The organism is Candidatus Nitrosotalea sinensis (assembly GCF_900143675.1).
In the GTDB taxonomy this organism is placed as follows: Archaea; Thermoproteota; Nitrososphaeria; order Nitrososphaerales; family Nitrosopumilaceae; genus Nitrosotalea; species Nitrosotalea sinensis.
The window spans coordinates 167,320-183,210 of record NZ_FRFC01000004.1 but is presented as its reverse complement, the minus strand read 5'-3'; the positions used below and the strand labels follow the sequence as shown (position 1 = coordinate 183,210).

At 38.6% G+C, this 15,891-nt stretch carries 21 protein-coding genes and 1 pseudogene; 10 read left to right on the top strand and 12 right to left on the bottom strand.

Annotated features, from left to right (window positions below):
• Positions 1–104 precede the first annotated feature (104 nt).
• On the top strand, positions 105–1,436 hold the full coding sequence (locus NSIN_RS06930; protein ID WP_101010464.1) for a threonine synthase: 1,332 nt from the start codon (positions 105–107) through the stop codon (positions 1,434–1,436).
• On the opposite strand, the gene NSIN_RS06925 is transcribed toward NSIN_RS06930, so the two are convergent.
• Positions 1,433–2,692, bottom strand: a complete 1,260-nt coding sequence (locus NSIN_RS06925) for a hemolysin family protein (protein WP_101010462.1) — start codon at positions 2,690–2,692, stop codon at positions 1,433–1,435. The two genes, NSIN_RS06930 and NSIN_RS06925, sit on opposite strands and share 4 nt — an antisense overlap.
• Before the next feature lie 171 nt (positions 2,693–2,863).
• Positions 2,864–3,913, bottom strand: a complete 1,050-nt coding sequence (locus NSIN_RS06920) for a type II glyceraldehyde-3-phosphate dehydrogenase (protein ID WP_101010460.1) — start codon at positions 3,911–3,913, stop codon at positions 2,864–2,866.
• An 81-nt stretch (positions 3,914–3,994) separates the two neighbouring features.
• Here NSIN_RS06920 and NSIN_RS06915 point away from each other — a divergent pair, with 81 nt between their 5' ends.
• The 5 genes from NSIN_RS06915 to NSIN_RS06900 all read left to right on the top strand — a co-directional run bounded on the left by NSIN_RS06915 (position 3,995) and on the right by NSIN_RS06900 (position 7,087).
• The gene (locus tag NSIN_RS06915) at positions 3,995–4,708 is read left to right on the top strand and encodes a DsbA family protein (RefSeq protein ID WP_177346295.1); all 714 of its coding nucleotides are present in this window, start codon (positions 3,995–3,997) and stop codon (positions 4,706–4,708) included.
• Positions 4,709–4,811: 103 nt separating this feature from the next.
• A complete protein-coding gene (locus NSIN_RS06910) occupies positions 4,812–6,206 on the top strand; it encodes a hydroxymethylglutaryl-CoA synthase family protein (RefSeq protein WP_101010606.1) in 1,395 nt (464 codons plus the stop codon).
• Between the two features lie 70 nt (positions 6,207–6,276).
• Positions 6,277–6,399 carry a hypothetical protein gene (locus NSIN_RS09695; protein WP_281259598.1) on the top strand — a complete coding sequence of 41 codons (123 nt, stop codon included), beginning with the start codon at positions 6,277–6,279 and terminating at the stop codon, positions 6,397–6,399.
• A 75-nt stretch (positions 6,400–6,474) separates the two neighbouring features.
• Complete coding sequence (locus NSIN_RS06905) at positions 6,475–6,885, top strand: hypothetical protein (protein ID WP_101010458.1); 411 nt, start codon at positions 6,475–6,477, stop codon at positions 6,883–6,885.
• A 1-nt stretch (position 6,886) separates the two neighbouring features.
• Positions 6,887–7,087 (top strand): C2H2-type zinc finger protein, encoded by a 201-nt coding sequence (locus NSIN_RS06900; RefSeq protein ID WP_101010456.1) that lies wholly within the window; start codon positions 6,887–6,889, stop codon positions 7,085–7,087.
• Here the strand turns inward: NSIN_RS06900 and NSIN_RS06895 are convergent.
• The 3 genes from NSIN_RS06895 to tuf are packed head-to-tail and all read right to left on the bottom strand — an operon-like array spanning position 7,084 to position 8,919.
• A complete protein-coding gene (locus tag NSIN_RS06895) occupies positions 7,084–7,278 on the bottom strand; it encodes an RNA polymerase Rbp10 (protein ID WP_101010453.1) in 195 nt (64 codons plus the stop codon). The two genes, NSIN_RS06900 and NSIN_RS06895, sit on opposite strands and share 4 nt — an antisense overlap.
• A gap of 13 nt (positions 7,279–7,291) precedes the next feature.
• On the bottom strand, positions 7,292–7,600 hold the full coding sequence (gene rpsJ, locus NSIN_RS06890; protein WP_101010450.1) for a 30S ribosomal protein S10: 309 nt from the start codon (positions 7,598–7,600) through the stop codon (positions 7,292–7,294).
• Positions 7,601–7,608: 8 nt separating this feature from the next.
• Positions 7,609–8,919: a translation elongation factor EF-1 subunit alpha gene (gene tuf, locus NSIN_RS06885; protein ID WP_101010448.1), complete on the bottom strand. Its 1,311-nt coding sequence runs from the start codon at positions 8,917–8,919 to the stop codon at positions 7,609–7,611.
• A 144-nt stretch (positions 8,920–9,063) separates the two neighbouring features.
• Here tuf and fbp point away from each other — a divergent pair.
• Positions 9,064–10,191: pseudogene (gene fbp, locus NSIN_RS06880) on the top strand (fructose-1,6-bisphosphate aldolase/phosphatase); the annotation flags it as partial.
• A gap of 630 nt (positions 10,192–10,821) precedes the next feature.
• Positions 10,822–11,340 carry a TIGR00725 family protein gene (locus NSIN_RS06875; protein WP_101010444.1) on the top strand — a complete coding sequence of 173 codons (519 nt, stop codon included), beginning with the start codon at positions 10,822–10,824 and terminating at the stop codon, positions 11,338–11,340.
• On the opposite strand, the gene NSIN_RS06870 is transcribed toward NSIN_RS06875, so the two are convergent.
• Entirely contained in the window at positions 11,333–12,469 is a 1,137-nt protein-coding gene (locus NSIN_RS06870) for a 3-hydroxyacyl-CoA dehydrogenase family protein (protein ID WP_101010442.1), read from the bottom strand. The genes NSIN_RS06875 and NSIN_RS06870 overlap by 8 nt on opposite strands.
• Before the next feature lie 269 nt (positions 12,470–12,738).
• Positions 12,739–12,993, bottom strand: coding sequence for a hypothetical protein (locus NSIN_RS06865; protein ID WP_101010440.1), 255 nt, complete (start codon positions 12,991–12,993; stop codon positions 12,739–12,741).
• Positions 12,994–13,064: 71 nt separating this feature from the next.
• On the opposite strand from NSIN_RS06865, the gene NSIN_RS09520 reads away from it, so the two are divergent.
• A complete protein-coding gene (locus NSIN_RS09520) occupies positions 13,065–13,232 on the top strand; it encodes a hypothetical protein (RefSeq protein WP_165775278.1) in 168 nt (55 codons plus the stop codon).
• A 9-nt stretch (positions 13,233–13,241) separates the two neighbouring features.
• On the opposite strand, the gene NSIN_RS06860 is transcribed toward NSIN_RS09520, so the two are convergent.
• Both NSIN_RS06860 and NSIN_RS09515 read right to left on the bottom strand, forming a co-directional pair.
• Positions 13,242–13,649, bottom strand: a complete 408-nt coding sequence (locus tag NSIN_RS06860) for an EVE domain-containing protein (RefSeq protein WP_101010438.1) — start codon at positions 13,647–13,649, stop codon at positions 13,242–13,244.
• A gap of 213 nt (positions 13,650–13,862) precedes the next feature.
• On the bottom strand, positions 13,863–14,018 hold the full coding sequence (locus NSIN_RS09515; protein WP_165775277.1) for a hypothetical protein: 156 nt from the start codon (positions 14,016–14,018) through the stop codon (positions 13,863–13,865).
• Between the two features lie 165 nt (positions 14,019–14,183).
• Here NSIN_RS09515 and NSIN_RS06855 point away from each other — a divergent pair, with 165 nt between their 5' ends.
• On the top strand, positions 14,184–14,843 hold the full coding sequence (locus NSIN_RS06855; protein WP_101010437.1) for a hypothetical protein: 660 nt from the start codon (positions 14,184–14,186) through the stop codon (positions 14,841–14,843).
• A 200-nt stretch (positions 14,844–15,043) separates the two neighbouring features.
• On the opposite strand, the gene NSIN_RS06850 is transcribed toward NSIN_RS06855, so the two are convergent.
• From NSIN_RS06850 to NSIN_RS06845, 3 genes are read right to left on the bottom strand one after another with little or no spacing between them, the layout of a single operon-like run.
• On the bottom strand, positions 15,044–15,304 hold the full coding sequence (locus tag NSIN_RS06850) for a hypothetical protein (protein WP_101010435.1): 261 nt from the start codon (positions 15,302–15,304) through the stop codon (positions 15,044–15,046).
• A 22-nt stretch (positions 15,305–15,326) separates the two neighbouring features.
• Entirely contained in the window at positions 15,327–15,455 is a 129-nt protein-coding gene (locus NSIN_RS09690) for a hypothetical protein (RefSeq protein ID WP_281259597.1), read from the bottom strand.
• Positions 15,445–15,840 (bottom strand): hypothetical protein, encoded by a 396-nt coding sequence (locus NSIN_RS06845; RefSeq protein WP_101010433.1) that lies wholly within the window; start codon positions 15,838–15,840, stop codon positions 15,445–15,447. Before NSIN_RS06845 ends, NSIN_RS09690 begins: the two co-directional genes overlap by 11 nt.
• Between the last annotated feature and the right edge of the window lie 51 nt (positions 15,841–15,891).

Here is a 15,891-nt window from a genome sequence, read left to right as displayed (position 1 = left end):
GACCAAAAAAATAGTCTACTTTAGGTGTGGTAAATTTTTACTCTAGTTTCTGAACGGAAGTTTCTAACTCTAGATTTAAATACAAACCCACTAAATTTTGCATAATGCAGTCTCAGGCATATCTAAAATGTATAGACCCAACATGTGGTTTGGAGTATCCTGTAACTGATACTAGAATTGAATGTGAAAAGGGTCATTTGTTAGATGTCAAGTATGCTTCAGCTCCTCCAGTATCTCTAAAAGAAGTCTTTTACAAAAGACGTAATCACTCCAACAATATCTTCAATGAAAGTGGAGTGTGGCGTTTTAGAGAACTGTTGAATTTCTGTCAGATAGATACTGAAAATATTGATCAATGTTCCAAATATCTTGTTTCATTAGATGGTGCAGAAGGAAGATTGTCAAAACCATATCACATGTCCCGTGTATCGAAATATGTAGGACTACAAAATCTGTGGCTGCAACCTGAAGGGTATAATCCAAGCGGTTCTTTCAAAGATAACGGCATGACAACAGCTGTGACTCATGCAAAACTTGTCAAGATTAAAAAAATAATATGCGCATCAACAGGTAACACTTCTGCTTCTGCTGCAATGTATGCTGCAAATGAAAATATGGATTGTGATGTATACATACCTGCAGGAGAAGTGGCTCCTGGAAAATTAAGCCAGGCATTTCAGTTTGGTGCTCAAGTAGTAGAGATTAAAGGAAATTTTGATGATGCCTTGTCTGCTTCATTAAAACAAGCAGGACAGATAGGAGGATACACTGTAAACTCTGTAAACCCGTTTAGAATTGAAGGACAAAAAACAATTGTATTTAGAGTACTCGAATATCTTGATTGGAATCCTCCTGACTGGATTGTATATCCTGGAGGCGCACTTGGTAATACTTCAAGTTGCGGTAAGGCATTGATGGAGCTATATGAATGGGGATGGATTAAAAAAATTCCAAGACTTGCAATTGTAAATTCTGAGGGTGCAAACACTTTGTACAATCTGTATAATGGAAAATTTGAAAATACAGAGTTACGCTGGAATAAAGGAAAACCCGATACTGGTCTTGTGTCACGATACTATGATCACATGGATAAGAACAACCTACGACCGAAGACAAAGGCTACTGCAATCCAAATTGCAAAACCTGCAAACATACTCAAAGGATTACGAGCACTTGATTTCACAAATGGAATTGTAACCCAAGTATCTGATTCTGAGATGCTTGATGGCATGGCACTTGTTGGCCTAAATGGATTTGATTGTGAAATGGCATCAGGTGCAGTACCTGCAGGAGTAAAAAAACTAATTGAGCAAGGAATCATCAAAAAAGATGAATCCGTTGTAGGAATACTTACAGGACGACAAAAAGATTCTAGCATACCTGTGGATTACCATAAAAATCCGCAAAACCAGTTTGCGATACCGCCACGCTCTTAATCTGAACTTGGAAGTTTTTCTATCTTGATTTTAGTTGCTTGATTGTTTGCAGTATCTTCGACTGTCATTTTTATTGATTCCATTACCACTCTGTCTCCCTTTCTTGGTATGTCCTTTAGTTTGTCATGAAAAAGACCATTTAGTGTAGAGTAGTCGTCTCCTTGTGGAATATCTGACTTGAGAACTTCGTTTACTGTGTCTATCTCAACATCGCCACTTGCAAGCATGGTGTTCTTGTCTAGCATCTTAAAGTTGAGCTCCTCCATGTCAGTTTCATCCATTATTTCACCAACAATTTCTTCTAACAGATCTTCCAAAGTGACACATCCTTCAACTCCTCCAAATTCATCAACAACAATTGCCATGTGGGTTTGTCTACCTTGCATTTCTTTGAGCAGCTTACTGATTCTTTGTTCCTGAGAAACAAAGATTGGTTTTCTCCCAAGAGATTCTAGAGTGATTATCTTTTCATCCCTTTCTAAATTTTTGAGCAAGTCTCTTACATTTAGTATTCCAACAATTTGATCTGGTGTGTCCTTGTATAGCGGAATTCTAGAATATCCGCTTTTGCTTATCAGTGGCATTGCGTCAAAAAGAATCATCTTTGCAGGAAGCATGAACATCTTTGTTCTCGGAGTCATTACTGCTCTTATTACAATATCATCAAACTTTAGTGCCCCATGAACAAGTTCACGCTCGTGTTTTTTTAATGCCTTGTCTTCAAGACCTTGTTCTATTACATTATAGATTTCTTGTTCTGTTACTGGGGGAGGATGGTATGGACTTTTTAGCATCCACAGTATTGCATGTGTTATTTTTTCAAACACTATGACAAATGGGTAGAATATGTAGCTAAAAGTTAGTGTTACACCGCTTATCCAAAGTGATACTTTGACGGGATTGGCATTACAATATGATTTTGGGGCATTCTCGCCAAAGACCAAAAGTATGAAGGTCATGATGCCTATAGATATTGCAAGTCCGTTGTTACCAAGTAGGCCAAGCGCAATTTCAGTAGCAAGTGCAGAAGAGCCTACGTTTGCTAGTGCTGTTCCAAGATTTATTGTTGCAAGCATTCTGTTTGGATTTGATTTTAGCTTTGCAAGGGATGCCGAGCCTCTTACCTTGTCTTTTACCAACTGGTTGACCTTTGCCTTGTTTGTTCCAATAAGAGCTACTTCTGCCCCACTAAAAAGGGCAGACAGTGAAACCAAAAGTGCCAGCAGAATTATCTTGAAGATCATCACTACATCCATGATTTCAACTACCTCTGGATTTGCAGATGTGTGTTTTTCTCAAGTTATATGCTCTGGCCTGTAAACAGTCTAATTGAATTTCAAACAAATTGTTATGTATGGTATTTTCATCTTGTCTCTTTTATAAGTTCACTTGGAGGATTTTTTGATAAGAATTGGCTTAGGCGGGCATTATTTCTTTGCAAAGTGCTCCTGCAATAGTTTCTTTTTCTCTTCCATGTGGAACAATTCTTCGGTATGTTTGAAGGCGTCTTCTCTTTTTCTGTTAAACAGCATTGCTTGCATCAACAGGTGATTTTCTGGTACCACAATTCCTGTTTGGTCGTCTGAATATGTCATCTTTACAATGTCGTCTTGGACTTCGGTCATGTCTGCATGAATGTGAATCATGTTTGTGTCCTTGAAATTGAATTTAATTGATTCTGCATAATCTCGAATATCTTTTGTACCTTTGACATTGTACAGTGTTGCAACACCGTATTCGTTTTTGTACAAATCAATTATCTCTTGAGAACTTGGTGCGGGACCATCAAAGCGTATGTCCATCAAGTGTACGTGCATCTGTCTTGTAGGCACCTTGAATGCCCTGATGAATAATGGAGTGTCTGCACCCATGTAGCTTTTGACATCTTCATTGTGATGTGGCCTTCTGGTCCATTCTATGGAGTCTTTTACTTGTGCCTTTGAATCCTCAAGGTCTGCCCATCTTCTTAGCAATGTAGCATCAAATCGCTTTAGTCTCTTTCCGTATTTCTCCTTGAGAGGCTGGAGTATTCTTCCCATACCTGTCACATTGCAACTTCCTTGCATGACGTATTTTGCACCAAAGGCCTTTTCATAGTTCACACGAGAATTGAATATCAAACTTGCAACTGATTCATCACCGCCAATCTTTTCACCGCCTTGGAATATTGCACTTACATTTTTTGGTTCATAGTATGATTTTTTATTTTGATATCCTACTCCTCCTGGTGCTGCATCTATCACAAGATCACATTTGGAAAGAGCATCTTCTATTGTACCAGATATCTTGTAATTTTTAAAAGCATCAACCTTTGCTTTTGGGACATAGACATGAAAACCTCGTGATATTGCGTCACTAACTTTCTCATCGGGGGAGTATTTGCCTACACCTAAAACTTCGATATCTCTGTCATCTGCAATAAATTGAGTTATTCTGCTACCGATTGAACCATAACCGTTAACGAAAACCTTCTTCATAATTTTTCTGACTGTAAATCCTATTTATTTGGATTGCCATCAAAACAAGGACTAAATAATCTTGTACGACAAGATTGATCCTTGAAGATTCACCTGCCCTCTGTAGGTATAGGAGTGGGCGCCGTAATTGGCATTGCGTTTGTAGTTCTGCTCTTAGGGCACGCATTTGAGAAACCCTCAACACAGATTCCTGGAACTTCATTTACTGTGACACCTGCACAAGGCAACATGACACAGGCTTCAGTTAATTTTCTTGTAGATAACACATCTCCAATACTTGGCTCAAAAGATGCACCTATAACCATGATAGAGTTTGGAGACTACCAGTGTTTTTACTGTAACAAATTCTATCATACCATTGAACCTGATATAGTGAAAAATTACATCAACACAGGCAAGGTACGCATGGTCTTCAAAGACTTTGTAATTATTGGACAAGATTCTGTAAATGCGGCACATGCGGCACACTGTGCTCAGGAGCAGGGCAAGTTTTGGGAGTATCATGATGCTTTGTATGATAACTGGGCAGGTGAGAACACTGGCTGGGCGTCATCTAATAACTTGACATCATTTGCAACAAAGGTGGGTCTTAATGGCACACAATTCTCAAATTGTATGTCTCAATCTAGATATCTGCCTATGATACAGGGAAGCATGTCTGATGCAAAGGGCCTTGGCCTTACAGGAACACCTGACTTTTTCATAGTAGCTCCGGATCATTCCATTACTAAAATAGTTGGAGCACAACCATACGAGGTTTTTGATAATCTATTCAAATCTAAGCTAAATTCATGAAAGATTTTACACATATTTTCATAATAGAATAAAAATTATCAATCTTTGAGATCAATATCAATTCTCATAATCCTTATATCTGTAATTGGAAGCTGAAAAGCTATTGGCCGCAGGTATTGACGATATTGCAATCTACATCCCAAAACTGTTTGTAGATGCAAGAGATTTTGCTCAAGCCAGGGGAATGGACCCTGACAAGCTACAGCGAGGGCTAGGTGTATCAAAGATGGCAATAGTGGATACTAATCAAGACCCAGCGTGTATGGCAGCAAATGCATGCCTTAGGATAATGGAACGCAACAAACTTTCTCCAAAAGATGTAGGAAGACTCTATGTTGCAACTGAATCATCACTTGATGAATCAAAGGCCATGAATTCCTATGTGATTGGAATGCTCGAGCAGGTCTATGGTGCAGATTCTTTTGGTCACTGTGGTGGAATTGAATGCAAATTTGCATGTGTGAGCGGTTCTTACGCATTATATGATAACACTAATTGGATTAGGGCAGGTGAAGCAGAAGGCAAGTATGCAATTGTCGTAGTCTCTGACATTGCAAAATACGACCTAGGTTCTAGTGGTGAATACACCCAAGGGGCAGGTGCAGTTGCAATGCTTCTAAATGATACTCCTAGATTAATGACATTTGATCCTAAAGTAACTTCTACTTCAATCAAGAATGAATATGATTTCTACCGACCATTTGGAAAAGAGACACCGATAGTAAATGGCCAGTACTCTAACTTGCTTTACATGATTCAGGTCAAAAAGGCACTGATGGCATACAAGGAAAAAGCAATCTCAACTGGAATCATCAAACTAAGGGAAGGTGAGACAATTTTGGATTATATTGATTTTATCAACATGCATCTTCCATACAGCAACATGGGCAAAAAGGCATTGACATATCTTTTACGACATGAATGGCGAAGTCTTCCAAGATGGAAAGGAATTGTAGACAAGATGGGAATGCAAGAACCGATTCCTAAAGACCCGCGAGGTACAATTGAATCAATACTTGCAGACGAGGAATTTATGCAAAAAGATCACGAGTTTACAAAACGATTCACAATGACTGAAGAATTCCAGGAAGCATATGATTCCAAACTTGCAAGCTCACTTATTGCATCAAGCATGGTCGGCAACCTTTACACTGCATCACTTTACATGGGCTTTAGAAGCTGCCTTGAATTTGAGTTCCAGAAAGGCACAGACCTTGAAGCAAAAAGGTTTGGATTTGGCTCATATGGGAGTGGAAGCAGCGCCATGGTCTTTAGTGGTGTAATCATGCCTACATACAAGGAAATTGTAAAGAACATGAACCTTGAAGCAGAGATTGGTAACAGACGTAAAGTCTCACTTGAAGAATATGAGCAGATACATGAAAGCAAGCTAAGCCCGACACAGAACATCCTTGAGGGCAAGAAAGAATTCGTACTCATAGGTGTTGGAAGTAGCCCCGAATTGAGGGGCCAGCGTAAATACATCTTTAAAGAATAAGCATAATCGATCTAGTCGATCAAAGTAAATCAACAAAAAGGATATAAAATCAAAAAGACTTTTCAAATTCATGAAAGACCGTTCAATGCCAGTCTGTTTTACAGCTGAGCAGTATGCAATTATTGAAACAATTGCAAAACAAAAAGGCATGCTAAACGCAGGCCAGCTTCTCGAAGAAGCACTAGAACAATAAAAGAGAACACTGTTCTCAAATCCTTTTCCTTTATGATAACTATTTAACGGATCTACCATATCTGGATATCATATCATGAAACTCTTTGGAAATAAGACTGTGATATGCAAAATGTGTAACAAAGAGACTAGTCACAAGAACAAGCCAAAAAGTGAGTGGAATGTGGAAGGACCACTTTGTGGAGATTGTTATGTGATTCAGATGAAAAAGTTTTATGAACAGAGTCTGAGGCAAAAATGTGTCACATGTGGCATTGAAAAAGATGTTCCTGACTTGTGGGAGCCAAGATACCAATGGGACATGACTGGATTATTGTGCAAATCTTGTTTTGATAAAAAAGATATTGAATACAAAAACAGGAGAGAAAATTGCAGTGTTTGTGGAAAAAAACTTGGTATGATACGATACAATCCGAAGACGAAATGGGTTCTTGATGGACAATTGTGTAGAGAATGTTGGGATTCACACAAGGCAAAGTTGGGATAGATTGAATATATTCAAGAAATTCAAGTGCGATGTATGCGGTGCAAAATTTAGACAGCAAGAATATCTAATGCAACATCAGCAACTATACCATAGTGAAAAAGCATATGACTGTAAAATGTGCAATCAAAATTTCCAGAGCATGGAAGCAATGAGAACGCATATGCAAAGATTCCACACTTATCGTGGAAAAAGAGACGTCTAGAATGCTTTGATTGTCTTTACTACTGGTGGTCTTACCTTGGTAAATACTCTAAAACCACAGATGCATTTTATTTCAGGCAATCTTGTTAATTCTGATTGTGAGACTTGTGTACCGCAACGCATGCATGAATAAAATACGCTAAAGCTTGTTGGTTTTTCATCAGCTGGAATTTCTTGTGTTGGTTCTGACATGTTCTTTTTTTCCTTATTTGAGAGTCAACTCAATGTAAACGTCATTTGGAATTTTGATTCTCATGAGTTGTCTTATTGCTCTATCGTCTGCGCCAAGATCAATTACTCTTCGGTGGATTCTCATCTCCCATTTTTCATAAGTATTTGTACCTTGACCGCATGGAGACTTTCTTGTAACTACGTTAAGTGTTTTTACTGGTAAGGGTGTTGGACCTTTTACTTTGACTCCTGTCTTTTCTCCGATTCCTTTAATTTCAGTACAGACCCCGTCAAGTCTTTGAAGACTTGTACTTGTTAATTTGATTCGGGCTGTCTGGGTCATTCAGGTCCCTATTTTGTGTATTTCTCAGTAATCTCTTTTACGATACCAGCTGCAATTGTTGCACCCATATCTCTGAGTGCAAATCTTCCCATTTCTGGAAAGTCTTGGAAGGTCTCGATTGGCAATGGTCTTACTGGCTTGATTCTTACAATTGCAGAATCACCTGCCTTTAAGAACTTTGGATCTTTTTCCTCGATTGCACCTGATTGTGGATTTATCTTTGCTTCAAATGCTACTATGGTGGCAGCGACTTGAGCTGTGTGTGCATGCATGACTGGTGTGTATCCAGGTGCGATTGCTGTTGGATGGTGAATAACTATGATTTGTGCACGGAATTCTTTTGCTACGTTTGGTGGTGAGTCGGGTGTTCCGATTACATCTCCTCTCTTGATGTCTTTCTTCTCTATGCCTCTGAGGTTGAATCCTATGTTGTCGCCTGGTTCTGCAGATGGCATCTCAGTGTGGTGAGTCTCGATTGACTTGATTTCACCAGTTGCACCTGATGGCATAACAACTATCTTTTGACCTGGTTTGGCAACTCCTGTTTCGACACGTCCTACTGGGACTGTACCGACACCGGTGATTGTGTAAACATCTTGAATTGGAATTCTAAGTGGCTTACCTGTTGGCTTGTCTGGTAGTTTAAAGTCGTCAAATGCTTCAAACAGTGTCTTTCCTGTCCACCATTTCATGTTCTCTGACTTCTTTACCAAGTTGTCACCCTTCCAGCCTGATACTGGAATGATTGCAACATTTTCAAGCTTGTAACCTACTGATTTTAATAATTTCTCAGCCTTTTCTTTTGCAACTTTGTATGCTGCTTCAGAATAGTTGCTGTCATCCATTTTGTTGATTGCAACTACTAATTGGCCTACACCCAATGTTCTGAGCAAGAAAGCGTGTTCTCTCGCTTGTCCACCTGGTGCGGTTGCTGTATCTGTTTCACCTTCTTTTGCAGACAAGACCAAGACTGCACAGTCTGCTTCAGAAGCTCCTGTGATCATGTTCTTGATAAAGTCTCTGTGACCTGGTGCATCAATTAATGTGAAGAAGTACTTTGGAGATTCAAACTTTTGAAATGCTAAGTCAATTGTGATACCTCTTTCTCTTTCGTCTTTGATATTGTCCATAACCCATGCATATTTGAAAGTATCACCTTTTCCGGTCTTCTCGGATTCGGCTGCATGTGCTGCGATTGTTCTTTCATCTACAAGTCCCAAGTCCATTAAAAAGTGACCCATGGTTGTAGATTTTCCATTATCGATATGTCCTACGACAATCATATTCAAGTGAGGTTTTCTTGCTGCTGCGCTACTCATGAAGGATGTTACTTGAGAAGGGCTTTATTAGCATTTTCATTTTTTGATTTTTTTTCGACCAAAAATTGAATTATTTTCTGACTCGATCATCTAGATCAATTTTTTTCACATGGTATAAATCGAACTATTTCATCACAAGGGTTAATGAAAATTACAGTAACAGTGATCAAAGCTGATGTAGGTGGAATCGGCGGACACACAAGACCAAGTGATGGTCTACTAAATGCTGTTAGAAATCTTGTGAAGCCCCAAGTAAGAAAAGATGGTAAAGGACTCTTGATTGACTCCTATATCGGATATTGTGGAGATGATATTCACATTGTCATGACTCATACCAAAGGTATCAACAATTCTCAAATTCATGGATTAGCATGGCGCGCATTTGAAGCTGCAACACGTGTTGCAAAGAATGAAGGTCTTTATGGTGCAGGACAAGACTTGCTTAAAGATTCATTTTCTGGAAACGTAAAAGGTATGGGACCTGGCGTTGCAGAGATGACTTTTGACGAAAGACCAAATGAAGCATTTACAATTTATGCTGCAGACAAAACAGAGCCTGGTGCATTTAACTATCCTTTCTACAGAATGTTTGTAGATACCTTGTCAAACACCGGATTGATTGTAAACCAAAACTTGGCAAAAGGTGTTAGAATAACAGTAATGGATGTCGAAAAAGGCAAAGTCGCCACACTGAACATGTGGGAAGACAAACCGACATTGGAAGCAGCATTGATGTATCCTGGAAGATATGTCATATCGACAGTAACAACCAAGGACAACCAGCCAATCTTGGCTGCATCAACTGACAGGTTACACAATATTGCTGGAACCTATGTTGGAAAAGATGATCCTATATGCATAGTAAGAACTCAAAAGGACTTTCCTGCAACAGAAGAAGCAGGAAGTGCATTTAACAATCCACATCTTGTGGCAGGAAACACAAGAGGAAGTCACCACATGCCACTAATGCCTGTGAAGATAAACTCTCCTGCAAGCATCAACTATGCAATTCCAATTGTATCGGCACTTGTATTTTCAATGCATGATGGAATACTGACAGGTCCTGTTGACGGATTTGCATCTGCAGACTGGGACTATATCAGAAACATTGCAATGAAAAGAGCAATTGCAATTAGAAGCCAAGGCTTTGTGCATCCTGCAACACTGGTTCCAGATGAGCTAGAATATGCTGTTGGATATCGTGCAAGAATGAGTGTGCTTTGGAGCAAGATGAGACCGATTCCGGGATCAAAACCCAATGCACCAAAACAGGGTCAACGACCAGGACAAAAGCCACAAGGTAACAGACCTCAACAGGGTCAAAGACCAGGTCAGAGACCGGGACAACGTCCACAACAAGGTAACAGACCTCAACAAGGTCAAAAGCCACAGGGTCAGAGACCTCCTCAACAAAGACCACAGCAGGGTCAGCGACCTCAACAAGGTCAACGACCAGGACAAAAGCCACAAGGTAACAGACCTCAACAGGGTCAAAGACCAGGTCAGAGACCACAAGGCAATAGACCACAGGGAAATAAACCACAACAAGGTCAGAGACCGGGACAACGTCCACAACAAGGTAACAGACCTCAACAAGGTCAAAAGCCACAGGGTCAGAGACCTCCTCAACAACAAAAGCCTCAACAGCAACAAAAACCACAACAACCAAAACCACAGACAGCTCCTACAAAATCAGAGTCAAAGGAAGTCAAGGTAAAAAAACCGCGTGCACCACGAAAGAAAAAAACTGATGTAGTGGTAAAACCTGCAGATACTACAACAACTCAGCCAAGCACGACAACCACGACCCCGAAAACAGAAACTAGTACATAAAACTACTAGTTTTTCTTTCTTCGTTTTTTAAAATATAATTTTTATTAGCTTTATTTTTTATTTTGTTGATTGGCAAAAAAAATCCAAATTCTAATTGTAGGACACAATGAGAATGGTTACACCCATGAGGTTGGTAAGATTGCATATGAGACAGGTGCCGAAGTTGCCAAGTCTGGTGCTGTTTTGATAACTGGGGGACTCAAAGGAGTTATGGAGGCAGCATCACAGGGGGCAAAAGATGCAGGCGGAATAACCGTTGGGATAATACCGCAAAATGAAGCCTCTTTTGCAAATCCATATTGTGATATTGTAATTCCAAGTGGAGTTGGTCTCGCAAGGGATTTTCTAAATGCATTGGCAGGTGATGGTGTAATTGTAATTGGCGGAGGATCCGGAACTTTATCTGAGACATGTGCTGCATACATGTACAAAAAACCCATTGTTGCAATAAAAAATACTGGAGGAATTGCCGACAAGTTTGCAGACCAATACATTGATCATAGAAAAAATGTTTTGATAATTGGCGTGTCTACTCCAAAGGAAGCAGTACAAACAATACTTGAAAAAATTAAATCAAACACTACATGAGTGAGACCAAGTACGGGTCTGGCTCATAGAATTTGTTATTCTTTGCCAATTTCTCAAGCTCCGCTACAATGTTTTTCATACCGAATTGTTTTGCAGTTTCAAACAATGGTTTTTTGAGTCCCATTCCAAGTAAGAGTGCCTTTTCTATTTCTTGAGGGTCACTTGCTTGGTTTGTGATAAGCCAAGCTGCATTGTTTAGAATATTCCCCAGTAATTGGATTGGGTTGAATTTCTTGGCAATTTCTTCGCTGAGGTTGATTCTCTCATATTGTTCACCTGAATACTTGTAAAACCCTTCTCCACTTTTCTGCCCTAGTTTCTTTTCATCGTATAGTTTCTCAATTAATGGGTGTGGGTTGATTACTTTTTTGTCTCGTGAATGCATCTCAACTGTAGCCTTGTGAATTACATCCATGCCAGTAAAGTCTGCAAGTTCAAAAATTCCCATTGGGAAATGAAGTATAAATTTGACTGCCGAGTCAATCTCTTCTTTTGTAGCTCCTGTGCGGTCCATTGCATATGCTGCCTCATGCACCAATGGGATAAACAATCTGTTTACTATGAATCCAGGTACGTCTCTTTTGCATACTACTGGTTCTTTTGATACTGATTTTACAAAATTTATTGTATCATCTACCAGTTCTTTTTTTGTCTTTTGTCCCGGGATGACCTCAACTAGTTTCATGAGTTGTGGCGGATTAAAGAAATGTATGCCAATAAATCTCTCAGGTCTTGATGTAGTGTTTGCAATCTCTGTTATTGGAAGTGTACTTGTGTTTGATGCAAAGACTGTCTTTTGCGGTACGACCTTGTCAACTTCAGCATAGACTTTTTTCTTCAGGTCCATTATTTCAGGTACTACTTCTATCATCAAATCGCAGTCCTTCAATGCTTCACCTAGATCAACTATGGGCGTAATTCTTGAAAAAATTTCTTTTCCTTGCTCTTCTGTTAGTTTTTGTTTTGATACCATCTTGTCTAAAGACCACTTGATTTTTTCCATTGCTTTATCAAGGAATTGTTTTTCAATGTCACGCAATACCACATGGTATCCTGACATTGCAGAAACTTGGGCAATTCCATGGCCCATTATTCCTGAACCTAGAACTGTAATGTTTTTGATTGTCATCTTTACTGCTCTGAGATTCCGCCTATTTGTAAGTTTTTAGCATCTGATTGTTTTTTATTTAATTGTTTAATCATTTAACTGGCTTTGATGTTCGCTTGAATGTTTCAGTTAATTGTCCATTTTTATACGTCAATTGTCCATTTGTTGGACAAGTCCATGCACAAAACCTGTCAATATGGGATATGATTTTCTTATACCTTGTTTGGTATGGTGCAATCTCTATGATAAACTAATCTCTGTATATGTGATTAAAAGATCTAAATGATATCTTAGAGATTGTCCACTATGCTCTTGATGTGCTCTGGCATGTCAGGGAGCTCGCCAACATGGCTGACATTATTTTGCAACACGTCTGGTCCTATTCTTCGTACTCTTTGGGTTGCAATTAGTGTTGCAATGCCTCTGTCAATCTCTTTTTGAACTAGAACGGTCTTTAGTTTTTCAATCAGTGTATTCTCATCTTCATATTTAGCAATTGCATGTTGTAATAGTACAAGTTTGTCATCATTTGATAGATCTATCATGTTAATACCTCATTTTCTCTTGATAAAAAATCTTTAGTCATACAAAAATAATAGCTAAAACTAGAAAAAATATGGTAGGTCCACAGGACGGAGGATTTGGTTTTGATGGTGCTCCAAAATATTCCGATCTTGAAAACAAAAATTCCATATGTGTCCAATGTCAGGCAGGACAGCACAGTAAATGTCTTGCAAAAAATGACATCGATAAGACATGTGATTGTGAAATATGTCTTGTATGATGATGCTGCTTAACTATTTGATTTTTTGATTATATCATCCCAGAGTGGTTTTGGAACAGGCATTGCAGAAAGTCTGGAATTTTTTACTAGCTCCCAATTTTTGAATTTAGAATCATTTTTTATTTCATCAAGTGTAACTGGACGTTTTAGCCTTTTGACAAACTTGACGTCAAACACGATGAACCTTTTTTCAATCTCTTTCGGATTTGGATATGGGTCTGTTGTTATCTCTACAATTCCAACTGCTTGTCTTTCATCTCCTGTGTGGTAAAATATTGCTTGGTCTCCTTTCTTTGCAGCACGCATGTGCTTTAGGGCCAGATTGTTGTGGACTCCGTCCCAGACAGTTTTCTTTTCTTTTTCTAGGCTATCTAGATTATATCCAGTAGGTTCTTGTTTTAAAAGCCAATAGTTCATACTGTTTGTAATATTTTTAATTTTATAGATTTTTCCAAACTTGGAATTTTGGAAATTGTTTTTGTACTAGGTTATATGAAATAAGACTCATGGCAGAAAAGTGTCAGTGTCATGATTGTAATTGCATGTCACAACTTTATGCTGCTGATAAGGATGGAAGATACATTTGTTCCTCGTGCAGGCTTGGAAAGCATCTGCATAAAGACTAGTCTTTCACACAAGGTCGTCTATGGATTCGCCATCTCTTGCGTATCCAAAAGTTATTCCGTCATCATAGATGCTAAGAGGGACATGGTTGTTTGATTCTGTTTTCCTATACTTTCCTAATTGTCGTTTTCTTGAAAGAATTTGTATTATCTGTTTTATCACAGACAAATATTGTGGTTCTAGAATAAAACCACTTCGATACAAAGATCCGTAAACGCTTTTTTATACTACATGCCATACGATCTAAAACCGATTTGGTGTGGTTTGAATTCTTCAAGTTCTCACAGCTATCCTCTTAAACCCCGACCTTGATTTGTAGAGTAGATTTTGGATATAGAAAAATTTACAGACGATATTTACACAGTAGCTGAAAAACTTGCAAGCGGTCAATCTTCTGAAGTAAAATCCAAGATAAATTTTGTAAGGGAGCGATTGATAGAACTATACAAAAAAAATCTTGTCAAGATAAATCACTCGGTACTTGAGATAATCTGTGCCTCTAATTTGATATCTCATGGATATACCGTTGACATTGAAAAGCAACTCTCAAGCATACTTGTATGTGATGTCTTTGCAACAAAAGGTGATGGTACATTTATCCTGGAAATTGAGACAGGATTTACACCTCCTGATCATGCACTTGATACTATCGATTATTATGTGGCAAGAATAGCGAGCAAGATAGCTCGATATAGTAAACATTGTTCCAAGTTTGCAATGGCAACACCTGTTGTTGGCATCCTGCCTATTCCAAAAATCTTCTTGAAACCTCCAAAGGATAGAAAACCAGAAGAAGTTGCAAAAATAAAGTCGCTTGTAGACCGGTTTTACAAAAATCCGCCAATTGAGGAAGAAGATATTCTAAACGCTCACTTGCATTCGATATATCTGATTAATATTGACAAGGGATTTGCAAAGCAACTAGACCCGTATACGTATCTTGAACTTACTGGCAAACTGCAAGATGCAAGTGAACTTGATTTGTGAGAGAAAATTTCATTAAGAGAATCATGAGTGTATCTTGTATTGTTCAAGAAAACGCGCTGTCCTATATGTAGAAAACCGTTTGCTGAACACTCGGGATTACAAGAACAAATTTGTCGTGTCATAATGGTACGAGAGTTTTCCGGAAATTGTCCTGGGTTTGATGTGGAAAATTGGCCCGGCACTGATTCAAAATAAGGCCTTTAGAGATAATCTCTTGTTGAAACAATCTTGTTTACCTGACGAACTATTCTCCGGAAAAATGAATTGTTCTCATCTCCTTCCAATGCTAGTCTTCCATTTTTGTAATAATGGATTGCTGCCCTTCCTTCTATTGATATTATCTCAAATGAATCATACATGGATTCATGAAATGATGGATACTGTGACACCATGTGGTCTTCTTGCAGTCCTCTTTTTACTCTGACGTATGTATCTGGTGGGACTGCAATGTATTGTACCAAATTTTTTATACTCGCTTTAAAATTATTTTGCAAGAGATTTGCGTCTTTCTTCCGTACATAATTTCATCTGTTCTGGACTGTGCTCTTTGACAGGTTTGGCGCACATGGCACATGTGGGAATTGATATTATTGGCTTTCTTTCAAACTTCATAAAACTCAAGATCCTGCTCACTTGGCGCTATCACCAATAAATTGTTTCTATTTAATGACTGGTCTAGTTGTATGATGGACCTTAGAATCAAACCTGATATTCCTATGTGAGAGGTTAGAAATGCTACTGCTTCTTCCAATGCATTTACTCCTCTGTATCCTTCGTCGTATGTCATCTCTATTGTTCCCTTGTCTGTTTCCACAAGCACTGTTATCAAGGAATAAGGGCCAATATTCTCAGTTCTGTGTTGTATGTATAGATTCAAACAAATATTTTTGACAATATGACCTCGCTCAAAAAACTTACCATTTGACAGCAAAACAACTGTTTTGTCAGGTGCTCTGTTTATCCTATGTGGGTCTGAGACCTCTATTATCCTGTCCATGATATAATATTGTACTCAACATAGATAATCTTGGCGTTTTTGTTAAAATAA